Source organism: Natronoarchaeum sp. GCM10025703 (assembly GCF_042661985.1).
GTDB lineage: Archaea > Halobacteriota > Halobacteria > Halobacteriales > Natronoarchaeaceae > Natranaeroarchaeum.
In genome coordinates this window covers 164,129-180,014 of the sequence record NZ_JBHSZF010000002.1, presented here as the reverse complement: position 1 = coordinate 180,014, position 15,886 = coordinate 164,129, and the positions used below count along the sequence as shown (strand labels likewise).

The 15,886-nt window shown below is 57.4% G+C and carries 12 protein-coding genes and 8 pseudogenes; 10 read left to right on the top strand and 10 right to left on the bottom strand.

Translation table 11 applies throughout. The features are described from left to right. Positions 1–46 precede the first annotated feature (46 nt). Complete coding sequence (locus ACFQH2_RS18035) at positions 47–199, top strand: hypothetical protein (RefSeq protein WP_377050546.1); 153 nt, start codon at positions 47–49, stop codon at positions 197–199. Here ACFQH2_RS18035 and ACFQH2_RS18030 read toward each other — a convergent pair. The 3 genes from ACFQH2_RS18030 to ACFQH2_RS18020 all read right to left on the bottom strand — a co-directional run bounded on the left by ACFQH2_RS18030 (position 175) and on the right by ACFQH2_RS18020 (position 2,371). Then, the gene (locus ACFQH2_RS18030) at positions 175–1,014 is read right to left on the bottom strand and encodes a succinylglutamate desuccinylase/aspartoacylase domain-containing protein (protein WP_377050544.1); all 840 of its coding nucleotides are present in this window, start codon (positions 1,012–1,014) and stop codon (positions 175–177) included. The genes ACFQH2_RS18035 and ACFQH2_RS18030 overlap by 25 nt on opposite strands. A gap of 243 nt (positions 1,015–1,257) precedes the next feature. Beyond that, positions 1,258–1,548, bottom strand: a complete 291-nt coding sequence (locus tag ACFQH2_RS18025; protein ID WP_377077076.1) for a PAS domain-containing protein — start codon at positions 1,546–1,548, stop codon at positions 1,258–1,260. A 415-nt stretch (positions 1,549–1,963) separates the two neighbouring features. Continuing rightward, the gene (locus tag ACFQH2_RS18020) at positions 1,964–2,371 is read right to left on the bottom strand and encodes a DUF4864 domain-containing protein (protein WP_377050540.1); all 408 of its coding nucleotides are present in this window, start codon (positions 2,369–2,371) and stop codon (positions 1,964–1,966) included. Between the two features lie 340 nt (positions 2,372–2,711). On the opposite strand from ACFQH2_RS18020, the gene ACFQH2_RS18015 reads away from it, so the two are divergent. Further along, positions 2,712–3,350 carry a hypothetical protein gene (locus tag ACFQH2_RS18015; RefSeq protein ID WP_377077075.1) on the top strand — a complete coding sequence of 213 codons (639 nt, stop codon included), beginning with the start codon at positions 2,712–2,714 and terminating at the stop codon, positions 3,348–3,350. Next, positions 3,274–4,179 carry a hypothetical protein gene (locus ACFQH2_RS18010; protein WP_377077074.1) on the top strand — a complete coding sequence of 302 codons (906 nt, stop codon included), beginning with the start codon at positions 3,274–3,276 and terminating at the stop codon, positions 4,177–4,179. The genes ACFQH2_RS18015 and ACFQH2_RS18010 overlap by 77 nt, the downstream gene beginning before the upstream one ends. Here ACFQH2_RS18010 and ACFQH2_RS18005 read toward each other — a convergent pair. The 3 pseudogenes from ACFQH2_RS18005 to ACFQH2_RS17995 all read right to left on the bottom strand — a co-directional run. Continuing rightward, positions 4,121–4,274 (bottom strand): annotated as a pseudogene (locus ACFQH2_RS18005) (site-specific integrase); the annotation flags it as partial. The gene ACFQH2_RS18010 and the pseudogene ACFQH2_RS18005 overlap by 59 nt on opposite strands. Beyond that, a pseudogene (locus ACFQH2_RS18000) lies at positions 4,271–4,728 on the bottom strand (hypothetical protein). The pseudogenes ACFQH2_RS18005 and ACFQH2_RS18000, both read right to left, overlap by 4 nt. 3 nt (positions 4,729–4,731) lie before the next feature. Beyond that, a pseudogene (locus ACFQH2_RS17995) lies at positions 4,732–5,270 on the bottom strand (hypothetical protein). A gap of 416 nt (positions 5,271–5,686) precedes the next feature. On the opposite strand from ACFQH2_RS17995, the gene ACFQH2_RS17990 reads away from it, so the two are divergent. Further along, a complete protein-coding gene (locus ACFQH2_RS17990; RefSeq protein WP_377050534.1) occupies positions 5,687–6,121 on the top strand; it encodes a DUF5518 domain-containing protein in 435 nt (144 codons plus the stop codon). Between the two features lie 94 nt (positions 6,122–6,215). Here the strand turns inward: ACFQH2_RS17990 and ACFQH2_RS17985 are convergent. Together ACFQH2_RS17985 and ACFQH2_RS17980 are read right to left on the bottom strand one after the other, a co-directional pair. Beyond that, a pseudogene (locus ACFQH2_RS17985) lies at positions 6,216–6,470 on the bottom strand (IS5/IS1182 family transposase); the annotation flags it as partial. Between the two features lie 346 nt (positions 6,471–6,816). Then, on the bottom strand, positions 6,817–7,002 hold the full coding sequence (locus ACFQH2_RS17980; protein ID WP_377077073.1) for a hypothetical protein: 186 nt from the start codon (positions 7,000–7,002) through the stop codon (positions 6,817–6,819). A gap of 170 nt (positions 7,003–7,172) precedes the next feature. On the opposite strand from ACFQH2_RS17980, the pseudogene ACFQH2_RS17975 reads away from it, so the two are divergent. The 5 genes and pseudogenes from ACFQH2_RS17975 to ACFQH2_RS17955 all read left to right on the top strand — a co-directional run. Further along, positions 7,173–7,631: pseudogene (locus ACFQH2_RS17975) on the top strand (DUF234 domain-containing protein); the annotation flags it as partial. Positions 7,632–7,870: 239 nt separating this feature from the next. Next, positions 7,871–9,140 (top strand): annotated as a pseudogene (locus tag ACFQH2_RS17970) (RNA-guided endonuclease InsQ/TnpB family protein). A 334-nt stretch (positions 9,141–9,474) separates the two neighbouring features. Further along, a complete protein-coding gene (locus tag ACFQH2_RS17965; RefSeq protein WP_377050528.1) occupies positions 9,475–10,368 on the top strand; it encodes a universal stress protein in 894 nt (297 codons plus the stop codon). Positions 10,369–10,512: 144 nt separating this feature from the next. Beyond that, positions 10,513–12,075, top strand: a complete 1,563-nt coding sequence (locus ACFQH2_RS17960) for a cation-translocating P-type ATPase (protein WP_377077072.1) — start codon at positions 10,513–10,515, stop codon at positions 12,073–12,075. 61 nt (positions 12,076–12,136) lie between these two features. Then, positions 12,137–13,321 carry an HAD-IC family P-type ATPase gene (locus tag ACFQH2_RS17955; RefSeq protein ID WP_377077071.1) on the top strand — a complete coding sequence of 395 codons (1,185 nt, stop codon included), beginning with the start codon at positions 12,137–12,139 and terminating at the stop codon, positions 13,319–13,321. Between the two features lie 46 nt (positions 13,322–13,367). Here the strand turns inward: ACFQH2_RS17955 and ACFQH2_RS17950 are convergent, their stop codons facing one another. Beyond that, positions 13,368–14,384 (bottom strand): AI-2E family transporter, encoded by a 1,017-nt coding sequence (locus ACFQH2_RS17950; RefSeq protein WP_377050524.1) that lies wholly within the window; start codon positions 14,382–14,384, stop codon positions 13,368–13,370. A 160-nt stretch (positions 14,385–14,544) separates the two neighbouring features. Between ACFQH2_RS17950 and ACFQH2_RS17945 the strand changes: the two are divergent. Further along, positions 14,545–14,696: pseudogene (locus ACFQH2_RS17945) on the top strand (amphi-Trp domain-containing protein); the annotation flags it as partial. Here the strand turns inward: ACFQH2_RS17945 and ACFQH2_RS17940 are convergent. Beyond that, a pseudogene (locus tag ACFQH2_RS17940) lies at positions 14,674–15,551 on the bottom strand (mechanosensitive ion channel family protein). The pseudogenes ACFQH2_RS17945 and ACFQH2_RS17940 sit on opposite strands and share 23 nt — an antisense overlap. Between the last annotated feature and the right edge of the window lie 335 nt (positions 15,552–15,886).

Below are 15,886 nucleotides of genomic sequence, written 5' to 3'. Positions count from 1 at the left end.
TGGAGACGCCAGGGTCGACTATCGAGGCCGAGATCCCAACGCGACCGTGCTCGTGGCTGCCGTCGCTGGACTCCCGACCGGACTCGCAACTGGTGAGCATCCGGCAACTGATCTGCCATGGGTGGCCGTCCGAGACACACAGCGGGCGTATATCCAACAGCAGGGAGAGACCTTCTACGACGGTTCGCTCGTCGAGTGATCCTCGGGGTGATGGGCTTCCGGCGGCTTGAGAGTCTGCTCCACGGTGCCGTAGATGCCGAAGATATCCTCGTATCCGTGTTTACTTGCAAGGACGGGGACGACGCCGTCTTGTTCGACTCGGTGCTCGTATACGTCGTCTTCGGCAAAGACACTCCCCTTGGACATCTCCTCGAAGTTCTTGTAGTACAGATGTGGTGTGCCACCTCCTTTCGGCACCTCCTTGTCCCCCTTGATCACTGTGGTTTCGGTGAACGTCGGTTCCTCATCGGTCAAGGCACCATGGGCGCGTAGAAACGAGAGCGCACCCCTGTATCCGACCTCGACGGCTTCCTCACTTCCCTGTCGTCCGGTCTCGAAGGAGACGGCGTTGGGAACGACTGAATCTAGTGTCGTGTCGCGGAGTGCTCCCGAATCGAGAACGTAATCGACCGGTAGCGCTGCTACCGTCCGTCTGACCGACTCGGTTAACCTGCTGTATATCGCGAACGGCGGAGGAGCACTGTGGGAGGTATGCAACGCGAGCACGGCTTCACATCCCTCCAGTAATCGCGTCAGGCGAGCCGCGAGTACAGTCTCGTACGCATCCCCCTCCAGGTCGCCGGGGAACGCTCGGTTAAGATCCGTTTCGGTGTACCGCTCACCAAGTTCGAGGGCGGGTTCGTTGGCGAGGATCAGTTGGATGGTTTTCGGACAGTCATTGGGAAGTCTTTCTGCCAGCCGGGTGATGATCTGCTCGCCAGCGGGTTCGTCGCCGTGAATGCCGCCGACAATGGCCACGCGGTCAGTCCCGTGTCCACGTTCGATAAGCTTCATTCTCGTTCTCGGGTACTCCTTTGACAAACTTGAACGTTGAGTCGGAGATCAGTTGATCCAAACTGCCGGATTTGCTCCCGGTGTATCGCCACTTTTCCGTGGTGTAAACCGCTACCCGCGCCGCTCCGCGCAAACCTGTCTGAAACACCGCAGAGGTGTGCTGCCCCTGGACGCCTCGGGCCCACCGATCAATGCCCACGTCTAGACGCTCTCGGTTCATCCGTGCCGCCGCTATCCATGGAACTACCTGTCGATGACGGCTTGGATACCGAGCCAGTTGGCGATCATGCCGCTATCGTCGGGAACCGGGACGATAGTGAGGCGGTTCCGGAAGCGACTCCCGTCTCGGCGGTAGTTCCAGAGTTCGACGGTCACTTCGGTCCAGGTGTCGACGGCTTCGTGGAGCCGATTGAGCGGTTCTTGTTCGGTGTCCGGACCCTGGAACAGTCGTGGGTTCTCACCGCGGAGTTCGTCAAGCGGGTAGCCGGTGAACTCTCTCAGCGTCTCGTTCAGAATAAAGGATGGGGTTGTCACGATAGGCCGGTCCGGCAAGCGTGAGTCCCAGCGGGGCAGTGTCGAACCGCCGGACGCGGCCGAGTAACTCCCTGTCGCGTACATCGAAATCCGCTGTAACCGATGATGGCGGGGGCTCACTTGCCGCCACGTCATCAAGATTGTACTTGTCTACAAGCGCCGCGCTGCGCGACTCGAATTCGGTATCACAGTGCAGGCAGTCTATGAGCGCCCCCTGAACCCTGTCACTACCATGACTATGCGACCGGACAAAAAGACAATACCGATACTCGGTGACCTCCTCCCCAGCGTAAACGGTGGGGGTCTCTCTGTATCAAGATAGCTACGAACACGAGCGTGCCGGTGACGTCTATCAGCCCGCGTAGTTAACTGGATTGCAAACCTGAAACTCTCTCCGCTCGGGATTCTTTTGCGTTCACCTGGAGGATATCAGGACGCGATCGGTGAGCCAGCATCCATCCAACTCGCCGGGTCGATCCTTCGAGAGCCCGAAATCGTAAGTTACCGTCCGACCGTCAGGCCCCGTAAGCGTGACCGACTGCGTGGCACTGTTACCGTCCCGTTCCATTTCGCCGGTCGTCGCCGCCACGTGATCGACCATCGGAGCGTACTGTGGCCCTTTCACCATCCGTACAAACCGGTCGAACGGACCTGTTGTTTGTCGGTTCGCCGGCGAGGCGAAGTTGTACGCGACGCCGATCCCCGCGTCTTCGAAGGGATCATCGTTCGTTGCCAGAGCATCAAGCTGTATGTCGACAACCTCCGCCGGGTCCAGCGAGGGATCCGGCGTCGGAAGATCCCTGATCGGGTAGGTCTGTGTCATATCTTGGCTTGGTCCTACGGTCATTTCAACCATCTGCTGCCGGTACTATCGGACCGACGTAGCTTGTATGCGTGATTCTGTGACGGCGTGGAAGGTCCTTTCTCGCGGACGCGAAGATCCAGGAATGGCATCCGAGTACACGAGGCGGGCGTCGAACGCGTCGGCGATACTGCCTTGTCACTCTCACGCGCCTGCAGCCGTCGGCTCCCGTCCCGATCCACGCTGTCGTGTACACGGGAACAGCCGTGCTTGCCGTCAGAAATGTCGACCACCACATGGACGCCGCGCCGTCCCGATGCAGGCCGGAACTGCGGCCTTTTTGTCCGTCAGGCACTTACAAATGAGTGATCGTTCTCACATGACGTTGGCAACGATGGCGCGGTACGAGGAAGCCCGGGTCCAGCCGATTGGCGACAGAGCCATCGTCGTCGGCGGGAGTATGGCCGGTCTCTGTGCAGCCCGTATCCTCCACGACGTCGTCGACAAAGTGGTGATCCTCGAACGCGACGACCTCCCCCATGGACCGGAAAGCCGCGGCGGAGCACCACAGACGAGCCATCCTCATGCGATGCTCGAAGCCGGACGGGCCACACTTGAGGACCTCTTCCCGGGGTTCAGCAACGATGTGTTGGCCGCCGGCGGACTGGAACTGGACATGACGAGGGATATCGCGTGGTACGACCATGGGGGCGTCGTTGCCGAGTCAGCAACGCCACTGTCAGCGCTGTACGCCAGCCGACCGCTTTTCGAACACGTGGTCCGCGAACGGGTTCGCGACACACCGGGGATCCGCTTTCGAGAGGGATGTCACTTCATCGACTACCAGCACGACCCGGCTTCTGAACCGTGTCACGGGCGTCCGGTTCAGAGACGAGAAGGGCACGGAGACGGCACTCGACGCGATGCTCACCGTCGATGCGACGGGTCGGACGAGTCGGACGCCGGCGTGGCTCGAGCGACACGGCTATCCGTCCCCTGATGTCGACCGGGTCACGGTCGACGTTACTTACAGCACGGTCTGTATCACTCGGCCGCCGGACGCACAACGCGGCGTTCTCATCGCACCTGAGCCCCACCGACCGCGCGGTGCGGCTATGCTCCCTGTCGAGGGGGATCGGTGGGAGGTTCTCCTCCAGGGACTGCACGGCGAGCGAGCGCCGGTCGACCGTCAATCGTTCCTCGACTGGGCCGACACTCTCCCGATGGATGACATCTCGACGCAGTTGCGTGACCGAGAGTGGGTGTCGGAGATCCAACGCTACCCGTTCCCCGCGAGTGTTCGCCGCCATTACGACGACCTTGCTCGGTTCCCGGACGGACTGGTCGTCACTGGTGACGCCGTCGCCAGTTTCAACCCCGTCTACGGACAAGGCATGTCAGTCGCAGCTCTAGACGCGCTTGCGCTCCATCACGAACTCCCGAGAGGGATCGACGGACTCGGACCACGGATGTTCGAGCGAGTCGACGACATCGTCCACGAGGCCTGGCGGACGGCCGTCGGCAACGATTTTACCTTCGAACAGACGACGGGACCCAAACCGTTCGCGACCGATCTGCTCAACAGGTACGCAGGCCGGTTGGTCGCTAGAGCCCACGACGACGGCATGTTGACGGAGGCGTTCTTGCGGGTCTTTCGGCTGGAACGACCGGCGACAAGTCTCCTGTACCCACGGATCCTCTGGCGGGTGCTCTCCCCTGACTCGGATTCGCGCGTAGTGAGACCCCGGCCCAGTGAATCCTCTAAGAAGTGGTCGGTGGTGGCCCACTCGGCAAACCGCTCGAGCTCTCGTGCTGCGTTCCGCCGGTAGTTCCCGCCGCCGCCACCGCGGCCTTACCCTTTGTCCTGGAGGTAGCGCTCGAAGGAACTCTCGAGTGACTGATCGGTGCGTTCTCGGGGTGTCATGGTTTCTCGCTCGTGTACTGGTCGTTCGGACGAACGTCCTCGAGGAACTCTTCGACGATTTCCCAGAGGATCAGGGAGGGAGTCTCGTGTTCGAACGTGATCCCCCAGGGGTCCTCCGTACTGGCGACCGAGTACTGGAAATTCACCTGCCCGAGTTCGGGGTGGTCCTCGTCCTGGTGCCAGCCAGCGTGAAAGCCAGTGTTCGGGTCGGTGTAGTTGATACGGAACCGATCGTGTGGGCCCTGTCGATACCACTTGACGGTCAGTTCCGGCGAATCGGGGCCTGTCGGGGGATCAAGGCGGGCGGGATCGAAAATCGCCCGTAGTTGCTTGGCCTCGATATCGTCAGGATCGTACTCGACGGTCCCGATCGGTGGCACATGGTCGAGACATCTCGCTCCAACTGGGCGTAGAGGTTCGCGTTCGGATCACTTCCGGGATGCGGGACCGACATCTCTTAGCTGTTAGCATCGGCAGGCTCTGTCGTCGGAGCGAGGAAGTCCCACTCGCGGATCACGAATCCAATGATTTTGATGCGCTGCTGCAGGTGTTCCCACTCGCGTGCGATCTCACGGGGACGATCCTCTTCGGTGACGTCGAGTGCCTGGTCAGCGAGCGTTCCGCGAAGCTGGTTCGGCGACTCGACGTCGAACTCGTCCTCCCAGTCCCGGATCTGCGCCTTCATGTGGGCGAGAGTGTCCATGAGCTCCTCGACAGTGTGCTCGCTGTCTCGAAGACCCATCGCCTCCTGTATCGCAGGCGGCGCTGATCGGGGTAGTACGTCGTGTGTGTGCCGCCTTCGTCACGATGGAGGATCCCATCGTCGACGAGTCGTTCGAGGACGCGTTTGGTCGGCTCGTGTGACCAGCCCGCTTCGGAGCCGATCCAGTTTGCCGTCCGCGGCTCGGATAGCTGTCGGGCGATCATCCGCACCCGGTCTTCACCCGTGGTCTGGCGTTCCATCACGTCCTCGGAATTCGATTCGTCTTCGGTCATATAACACCGTTTGCGCTTTGTTTAAATATAGGTTGAGGTCATTAGTTCTATACTGAACTCGATTCTTGGCCATCGCCTTGACCTCGCCTGCGGAGAGCAAGACCAAACTCGACCCCTGGTCTCGGCGGCTCTACCCTGGGAGAAGCGGCGTCGGGAGCCGATTACAGAATTCGTGCTTCACCGACGGCGGTGGGGTACCTCAAAGTGGTCGTGATTATCAGTGTAATCACGACCAATTGGGAACAGGGAGGATTATGCGGATTATAGGCGGAAGAGAGACTCTAACCACTTATCCAAGCAGTTAATGGGTTTTGTATATCGTATAGTGCTATATAGAAATCTAGCACTGAGAGCTGCGAATGTAACAGCGGTCTCACTGGTCAAGTCAAATCGCAGGTTGACACTTCAAAAACCATATGATGTCTCTCAGGTACAGTATTAGATGGAATATGTTTCCAGTCCTCCACCCCCGTAACGTTCCTCAAGTATGGCGGATTGCAATTCTCGGTGCGGGGGCCTCACTACCTGCTGCTGCTGTGATGAATTGGCTACCGAACTCTGAAGCGACCATTGGTGGTGCGGTAATGATAATTGGCGCGTCGATTGCTGGAGCTATCGCAGCCACCCGTTCGGCAGATCCGAGTGCTGCTGGACTCCGCGCAGGATTCCTCGGTGGTGTCATCGCAATTTTCACGCTTGTCTTCATGGAAGCCGTGACTGCGACGTGGTCGGTGCCCAGACTCATGTTCTTCGCCTTTGCTGGTGTGGTAGTGCTGTGTTTGTCGCCCGTATTCGGGTGGTCCTTCGGTCGCATCGGTGGTTGGGTGGCGAACACACTTGCGGCACAATAGATACACAGCACAACCAACCTGTACTAACTCCACACACTACATCTAACGTTCAGAGGGCCTTGTCGGTGTTGTGAGTGAGACAGCCAACAACGAGTTCACACAACGTCGAAGGAGACGGGATTTCCTCAAGATCGAGGGCACACCGAATCCGAGGCATCTCGATCAGTTCGTCAAGAAGCGTCCGGTACGTCGTATTCTTCCGAACTTTGAGACAGAGCAAGACGATGTGTTGCTGAACTGGGTACCGTCGTTTCGAGAATTTCGAGGAGTAGCGAGCGACAGCTCGACGACCCAAGTGCATCGCTTGCTCAACAATTCGGAGTAACCGCGACTTCGGTAGGGCTTCCATCCGGTTGGACTACTGGGCGAACCTGTAACTCTCTGAGGATTTCAACAAAGACAACTTAGTATATTTCCAATGCAGTGAAAGTACCTCACAGCGGATCCTTGTACACCAGTCGACAGAGCCAGTACCAATGAGTCTTCAGATGCCCCGTTGGCCGTACTTGATAGCGTGTCTCAGTGGATATATTCGGTCTGTCGCTGAGCTTCTGAGATGAAAAGTAGAAACGCAATTACGCCCACAAATAAAATCACGAATGGGAGCGTCGTAGCGCCTTGTTGCCCGTAGTACTGTGCGAACGCCATTGGACTCACACAGAGACCGAACAGGCCAATAGCGTAGCCCAACCTGTCTATTCGATCGTCAAATTGGATACTACTACCAAGGAGAGAAATATCGAAGGCAAAATAAAAGTACCCCGCTCCAGCGTGCACCGCCGCTGTCCCCCCGCAACGAACCAGTCAGGGGAGAGGAACCAGTATATGCCGAGACCCATCACCAGCCCACAGAGGACGGCGAGCGGGAGATTCCTATCCATATCCTCAGATTAGTGCAGTTGTTGTAAAGCGTTATTGGTTCTCAGGTTACTCCGCTGTACGGGATTTCTTTATCGAACGAGACTACCCAGTCACCGTCGATCCGGATCGCAGCCGGAAAGGTCGGTATACGATCACAGATCCATTGTTCCGGTTCTAGTTCAGATTCGTCTATGGGCGGACAGCACGGTACGAGGTGTATGGCGAGGATGCCTACACCGACCTCATCGATCCAGAACTGCCGGACTTCGTCAGTGGGACGTTCGAGCAGTTGTGCCAGCACGCTGTCCTGTACGCGTTCGGCGACGAGTATCGTTTCGTAGAGGAACCTGGGAACTGGTGGGATGGTAGTGGAAGCGAGATCGACATCGTGGCTCCGACGAATGGAGAGAGACTCCTCGTTGGTGAGGTGAAGTTCCGACAGGACGTGATTGGATACGATGTCCTCAGTCAACTCGAATCTGAAGCCCCGAAAGTAGATTGGCATCCAGAAAGCAGTGGTGATCCAGAGTACACGTATGCGCTATTCAGTCGGTCTGGATTCTCGTCCGCAGTCAAGGAAGCCGAATCGGAACGGGACGATCTTCATCTGTTTACTGTCAATGACGTCGTCGGACTGATCACGGAGTAGCGATCGAAGTGGATTGAATTGCTACCAGCTGTGCATTGAAAACACCAGTCTCAACTTCTGCTAGAATTTGAAAGTTGAGACAACAGCGGGGTTAGCTGAAAGTGTGGGCGCTAAGCCCCCGTCCTCAAGGAGCGACCGAAGGGAGCGAGTAGGGCGGGTGATACAGCGCCCGCACGAGTTATATATGCTATTAATCAGAATACTTAACTATCAATAAGTCATAGCTGGAGACACGTCGCATGAAATACAGTCCACGCTACCGACTCTTCCCAAACGAAGAGCAACAGGACGCACTGGACTGGCAACGCGACACCATACGACAACTCTACAACCACGCACTCAGAGAATTCAACAAAATCCCCGAAGACGCTGGCACACTCCGGCAGCGCGTCTGGATGGTCCGCGACACCATCCCCGCGCTGAAAGACTGGTGGACCGACCTGAACAAGGTGTATTCCACAGTCTTGCAGAAAGCCGTTGAACGTATCCGTGACAACATCAACAACCTCGGGAAACTCAAAGCGAAAGGGTACAAGGTAGGGTCGCTGAACTGGAAGAAACCACGTGAATTCAGGAGTTTCACGTACCGTCAATCGGGCTTCAAACTCGACAAGAAGAGTGGCCCCGACGGACACGCACTCCTAACACTCAAGAAACTTGCTGGTAAAACCCGCAAAATTCCAGTTCGACTTCACCGCGACTTCCCCGACCACGACGCCATCAAGGAAGTCACGCTAAAAAAAGACGCAACGGGCGCGTGGTACGCGTCGTTCACCATCGACACCGCTGCTCCCGAGAACCCCGAGCCTGAAGACATCGACCCTGAAGACACAGTGGGACTCGACCTCGGCGTCCTCAACTTCATCCACGATTCGGACGGACGTTCAGTGAAGCGTCTCGACCTGTCACGTGACCGTGAGCGGCTCGAACGCGAACAACGGTCCCTGTCACGGAAACAGGAAGGCTCGAACAACCGGGAGAAACAGCGTCGCTGCGTCGCCGAAATCCACGCGCGGATGTCGAACAAGAAACAGGACTTCAAGCACAAACTCGCACACTTCTACACGACAGAGTACGACGCAGTGTTCGTCGAAGACCTCAATGTGAAGAGTATGCTGGAAGGATACCAGAGCGCTCGGAACAAGGCCGAGGTGGGCTGGCGTGAGTTCCTCACGATTCTCGAACACCACGGCAACAAGAACGGGTGTCACGTCGTCGAAGTCGAAGCGCGAGGCACGACAAAAGAATGCGCTGAATGCGGTGTAGAAACCGCGAAGCCGCTGTGGGTCCGCGAGCACTCTTGCCCGTCGTGCGGCTTCTGAAATCGACCGAGACTGGAACGCTGCGTTGAACGTCCAACAACGTGGTTGGACTCGACTAGGAGTGGTTCACTCCGAAGACACGCCTGCGGAGACTGCGACCACTGTGGATACGCTTGCCGTATCTGCAAGTCGCGTCGTTGATTCAGGAAGCCCCTGCCTCAAGGAGGCGGCGCAAGCCGCCGAGTAGGCAGGGGTAGTTCACTGGTGCTGTCATGCGTGGTTTCGGTGGATTCTGTGACCGACGACTTCTTCAGTTCAACTCTTGGATGGCCATTCCAGTTATACTACTAACTATTTCGGGAGAGTTCCGAGTCTGCTACCAGTGGTGCCACTCAAAACCTCGGCGTTCACCCGGACTGAGCAGCCTTCTACCCAATTCCGGTCTCCTTCTTCAGTAGCGTGGGCGTGTTATCGGCTGTCACTATCGGCGAGCGTTCGTACTCACCGGAGGAGCCATTACCGTCACCATCACGGCGATACCCCCACACCCGTTTTTGTGTATTCGTGTCATTATCGAAGCTATGTTCAACCGAATTCTCTTTCCTACCGACGGAAGTGACGGGGCAGCAGTCGCGTTGGACCATCTCTTAGATTTCGCGACACGCCACAACGCGACCATCCACATCCTTAACGTCGCAAATACGACACCAGTCAGCGTCCCACAGATGCAGGAAAACGAGGTTGACGCACTCGTACAGGAGGGGGAACGACTCGTTAGTGAGGCGGCTAACCAGGCACGTCGGCGCGGCATCGACACCGTCACGGAGGTTCTCCAGGGGAAGCCGTACCGCAAAATTGTCGGGTATGCCGAAACAAACGGGCTTGATCTCGTCGTGATGCCAACGCACGGACGCCGGGGACTTGAACGGTTTCTGCTCGGGAGCACGACCGAGCGAGTCGTCCGCCGAGCGGATGTCCCTGTGCTCACGATACACCCAGACGCTGATGGCACCATTACGTATCCCCATCAGGATATCCTCGTCCCGACCGACGGGAGCGACTGTGCGAATCAAGCGCTCGCTCTCGGAGTTGATCTGATAGATACCGAGGGGGCGGCACTGCATCTCCTCTCTGTTATTGCTGTTGCGGCGTTGGGGGTTAATATCCGTACCGATATCCAGATGGATTTATTGGAGCAAAGTGCTCACGAACTTCTCGACGAGGCCGCGACGGTTGCGGAAAACGCTGGCGTCGAACAAACGTCGAAAACGGTCGAATACGGCGCCTCCATTCACAAAGCGATCCTCGCGTATATCGACAAACACGACATTGACCTCGTCGTCGTCGGCACCCACGGGCGCACGGGCTTTGACCGATACGTCCTTGGCAGCGTCACCGAGTATCTTATTCGGACGTCGCCTATTCCAGTATTGACGGTTCCAGCACCCGACCCTGACACAGAAGAAATCCACTAATACAATGGAAGGTCTTCGGGACGTATTTTGGTCCTCCGACTGTGTTTTTACCTCACCCGTAATATGTGAGAGAGTAGAACTGTACGACTCTAAGGATAGAACCCAACCGAAGTACGGCGTTTCTCAATCGGAGCCTTTGACAGTATGACTCGTTCAAATGCGGACACGACCCCTTCGGAACCCTGGCATGCGACAGCAATGGGTGACATCTTCTCGGCGTTGGCGACCGACGAAGAGGGGCTTTCGACAGACGAGGCGGATCGCAGACTGTCGGAGTACGGAACAAACGACATCCACGAGGCCGAACGGACGTCGACGCTTGATTTACTCCTCTCCCAGTTCCGTAACCCGCTTATTTATTTGCTCGTCGTAGCGGCGCTTTTGTCACTCGGCACAGGGTTCCTTCCCGGTGGTGAGCCGAGTTACACTGAGGCGGTGTTCATCGTACTTATTATCACTGCTAATGCGGTGTTCGGATTCGTCCAGGATTACCAGGCCGCCCGGTCTATCGAAGCACTTCGTGAACTCGCAACGCCGCAGGCGACCGTCTTCCGTGACGGAAAAAAACAGCTAATCGACGCAGAGCAGGTCGTCCCAGGGGATATCATCTATCTTGAACAGGGAGATGCAATTCCGGCCGACGCCAGAGTACTCAACGCCGAGGAGTTACGGACGAACGAGTCCCTACTCACCGGGGAGAGCAAACCTGTCGAGAAGACGACCGAATGCGTTGACGACGACACGCCACTGGCCGAGCGCCGCAATATGGTCTACAAGAATACGACCGTCGTAAAAGGCCGGGGAAGAGCGGTTGTCGTCGAAACCGGTATGGAGACGGAAGTCGGTGGGATCGCCACCCAGTTGGAGGAGGCCGACGACCGGCAGACGCCGTTCCAGACCGAAGTCGAACATCTTGGCAAACAGATCGGGGGACTCGTCGTGTCGTTGATTGTCTTGGTCGTCGTTGTCCAGTTCTTGTTCACGGCGACAGAGTCGACCGCGATTCTGCTTGTGGGCATCACCCTCGCCGTTGCGGGTGTCCCGGAGGGGCTCCCTGCAGTCGTAACGTTTACCCTGGCACTGGGTGCACGGGAGATGGTCGACCGGAATGCGCTGGTCAGACGACTTCCGGTCGTGGAGAGCCTGGGCTCGGTCGACGTTATCGTCACCGACAAGACGGGCACGGTGACGGAAAACCGTATGACAGTAACTCGACTATACGCTTCGGGATCCGTTGTTAACTTGTCTAAATCGAACTCGAAATCAGGGAATGGTGACGTTGACGGCCGGCGGGTTGTTGCGAACGGGGATCAAAGTCGTGATCCAGACGTTGGCCAGCTATTGCGATGCGGTTCTCTCTGCAACAACGTGGACCGAACGGACGACGACGAGTATCGTGGTGAGCCGACCGAGATTGCCCTCCGAAAAGTAGCGGATGACGAAGGGATCGACCCGAGCGGAGAACGGATCCGGGAGATCCAGTTTTCCTCGGAGCGAAAGCGGATGACCGTTATCGTCGAAGACGGGGAGCCGACGGCCTACATGAAGGGAGCTCCGGAAGTCGTCCTCGAGCGATGTGACTCTTACCTCGAAGACGGCGACGTACACGAACTCACCAATAAACAGCGCCGGGAGATCCTGAACCAAACGGAATCCTTCGCAGAGGACGCACTCCGGGTGCTAGGTTTCGCTTCTGAAGCCCGTTGAGAACCCATCGGCTGACGCGGATCGAATCGAGGACGAAATGGTGTTTCTCGGCTTACAAGGGATGCTCGATCCACCCCGAGAGGAAGTCGAGGACGCAATCGCCGACTGTCGGTCGGCCGGCATCCGGACTGTGCTGGCGACCGGTGACAATCTCATGACAGCCAGGGCTGTAGGCGAGCAAATCGGGCTTGACCCGGCTGGTGCGCTCACCGGCGGCGATGTCGCCGAGCAGTCGGACGAGGAGATGGGGGAAACTATCGAGGATGTCGATGTCTTTGCCCGGGTGTCACCGGATCACAAGGTCCGTATTCTGAATGCGCTTCAGGAGAACGGACACAACGTTGTGATGACGGGCGACGGCGTCAACGACGCGCCAGCACTCACGCAAGCGGATGTCGGGGTTGCGATGGGACAGCGCGGTACCGACGTCGCTCGACAGGCATCTGATATGATCTTGCAGGACGACAACTTCGCCACGATCCGTGATGCCGTCGAAGAGGGGCGGGGCATCTTCGAGAATGTGCGCAAGTTCGTCAACTATCTCGTCTCGACCAACACCGGTGAGGTACTGGTGGTGTTTTTGGGTGTGTTGCTCGGGAGTTTGTTCTTCCCCGGACAGTTCTCTGGGACGTCGCAGGCGTTGATTCTGACACCGATCCTGATTCTCTGGATCAATCTCGTCGCGGATACGCTTCCAGCGCTCGCGCTGGGTGCGGACCCACACGCAGAGGGACTTATGAATCGGCCCCCACGACCCTCGGATGAAGGGGTGATTAACACGCGTGTCCTCGTGTCGATACTGACTATCGCGGTTCTGTTAGCAGTGACTGGTCTGAGTATCTTCTTTTACTCCCTCGACCGCACGGGCTCGCTCCTTCGCGCTCAGTCGCTCCTGTTCACCTTCATCGTCGTCGTCGAGCTGATCCGCATCCAGGTGATCCGCTCGCGGTACGATCAGACACTTCGCTCGAATCTCTGGCTCGTCGGTGCGATCGGCGTGTCACTTCTCGTCCACCTCGCAGTCCTGTACACACCACTTCACGAGTTCTACCAAGTCGTTCCCCTCACCCTTCTCGAGTGGGGATGGATAGCCGTTGGATTCGTCGTATTCCTCCTGCTCAACGTGGTCTTATCCGTACTGAATAGCCGAATATTCAGAATCTCGGGCATCAGAATGACGTCCTCCCCCTCGTCGCCGGACAGGTTCTCCTGGAGTTTTGCCGCCGGTTTGACACGCCGAATCTGAGGACGAGGCTCGGACTGCTGTTGTTCGACTGATCACGAACGCTCGGTCAGCCGATCTCTCTCTCGTCGATCCGTGACCAGTTATCCAAGCCGATGCGGAGAGCGGCTTTGAGTCCGCCGAGGACGACGGGGCCGAAGAACAGTCCCATGATCCCGAATGCGTACGCGCCTCCGAGGATACCGAGGAGGATGACGGCCGGATTCAGCTTAGCGTACCTGTCGACGGCGAATGGTCGGAGATAGTCGTCGGTGAGTCCAACCACGATAACACTGTAGACGAATAATCCGGCGGCGAGCACCGGTTCGTCCGTGAGATACAGGTAGACCACCGCCCCACCCCAGACGGGGATCGCACCGACGAGCGGAACCATCGCGAGAACGATCATAACGGCCGTCCAGAACACCGCATTGGGAACGCCAGTAGCGACGAGTCCGATTCCGGCGACGACCCCCTGGACGATGGCGACAAAGACGTGTCCGAAGAGAACACCCCACATCACGTCGTTGATCTCGGCGTAGAGGTCGCGCTGGATGTCCGTCGGGAGGGGGATCGTTCGGTGGAGCCAGTCGAGCAGGTCATCGGCGTCTTTGAGAAGGTAGTAGACGAGAAAGAGCGCTAACGCGATCCCGATGAGGTGGAAGGTGATCGTACCGAACGCCTGGGTCGACCGCTCGAATACGATCGTTCCGATTTCCCGCCCTGAGCTGACGAGTTCTCCGGCGATATCGATCTCTCGTCCGGTGAGTTCCTCGATCCGGGATTCGACCACTTCGATCTGCAGCGAGTTCGTGTCGAAGTCTTTCAGAATCCGGTCGGCACCATCCACGACTGTCGCGAGGATCACCACGAATGGGACGACGAATCCCGCGACTGCCAGAATCAGGAGCGAGAGTGCGGCGATCATCGGCGATACATACGCTTCGAGACGGATCTGCAGCGGATAGAGCACGTAGGCGAGGAGGACGGCACCGAGGACGTACTGGAGAAACGGCTGGATCACCATGGCCGATAACACCAGCAGGGCGACGACGAGGGCGAGGACAAACCCCTTACTGAGGTTCACATGTGTGAATTTGTCGAGCGATAACAAAAAGATTCGATATCTATCGCCGCTTTTGACCACTCGGACTGCCATCGACTGTCAGGTTCATCTGAGGAACAGGCGAAACCCCCGTTCAGGACGGGGAGGATGTCAACTGTCTGAATACACACCAAGATAGCGTATCCACGAAGAAGTACTGTTCAAATCCGAGAGCGCCCAGAGCCGAGACGAAATCGCGTCGCACCTTCGGAGTGTTGCCGAAAAGATTGACTAGGAAGTTCGATCACCCAGAAAACAGGATCAGAACCCGTCATGATGAACTCCCCTCCTCGGAAGCGACGTTTGTGACCTCGAGGCCGCCCGAAAGTTCCGTATTGGGATACGGGATGTCGATCCCCTCGGCGTCGAAGCGGTGTTTGACTGCTTCGGTAAACTGCGAACGAACCGCCGGGTAACTGCTTTCAGACGGGTCGATCCAGACTCGTCCCGAGAGGCTAACCGCCGAGTCACCCAGTTCCACGAGGGGGCTGTCGGTTCGGGAACAGCAAGGACGCCGTCAATACGGGCGCCCTCTTCAACGATGGCGTTCCGTGCTCGGGTGATATCTTCGTCGTATTCGACGCCGAACCCGACCGACACCCGGCGTCGATCGTTTGCAACGTTGTTGATCACCGCCGCGTTAGCGAGGTCGCTATTCGGCACCGTCATCAGTTGATTGTCGAGGGTGTCGAGTTTCGTTACCCGCAGGTGGATCTCACGTACCACGCCGTCGTTCCCGTTCCATTCGATCCAATCGCCGACCGTGAACGTCCTGTCCTTGATGACGAACACGCCGGCAACGAAGTTCGCGATGAGATCCTGTGCGGCGAAGCCGATCGCAAGCGTGAGTGCACCTCCCAAGGTCGCAAACGCGGCGAGAACACTCCCGAATCCGGCAATCGTTGCGGCCAGCGCGGCTGCAAAGATGGTCATCACCCCGACAGTCATACTCACAGCGAAGCCGACGAGCGTCTCGTCGAAGTCCCGGCGTTTGAGGCTACTTTCGACCGCTTGAGTCACGAGGGACCGCCCGAGTCGGTAAACGACGAGAAACACGATGATGAATAGCAGCGTCGTCACAATCGCGTTCGTGAGCGACGGAATGAACTGCTGCAGGTCAATTGGAACCCATTGTTGTATCAGGAACATCTATACGTTCCAGTGGTATCGATTACACTCTGTTATTCGCCCGTTGACCGGTCGCTTTCGTGAGTTTACGCGGGGATCGGCGCGCTCTGAACCGAGTCGTGACCGGTCGGAGGTATCTCTGTGTTATTGTAGCCATAAATCATATGTTACTTTACACTATTGGGCCGTGATTCGGTTGAAAACCGGAGTCCCTCGCGACGATCCGCAGTAAGGCGTCTTGAGTCGGCCAACATGTTTAATTTGGATCACTTATCAAAATAAAGGTGCTTCTAGCTAGGTCTGTGATGTAATGAACGATATATACTATTTTTAATGTAAGCCGGCGAGATATACCC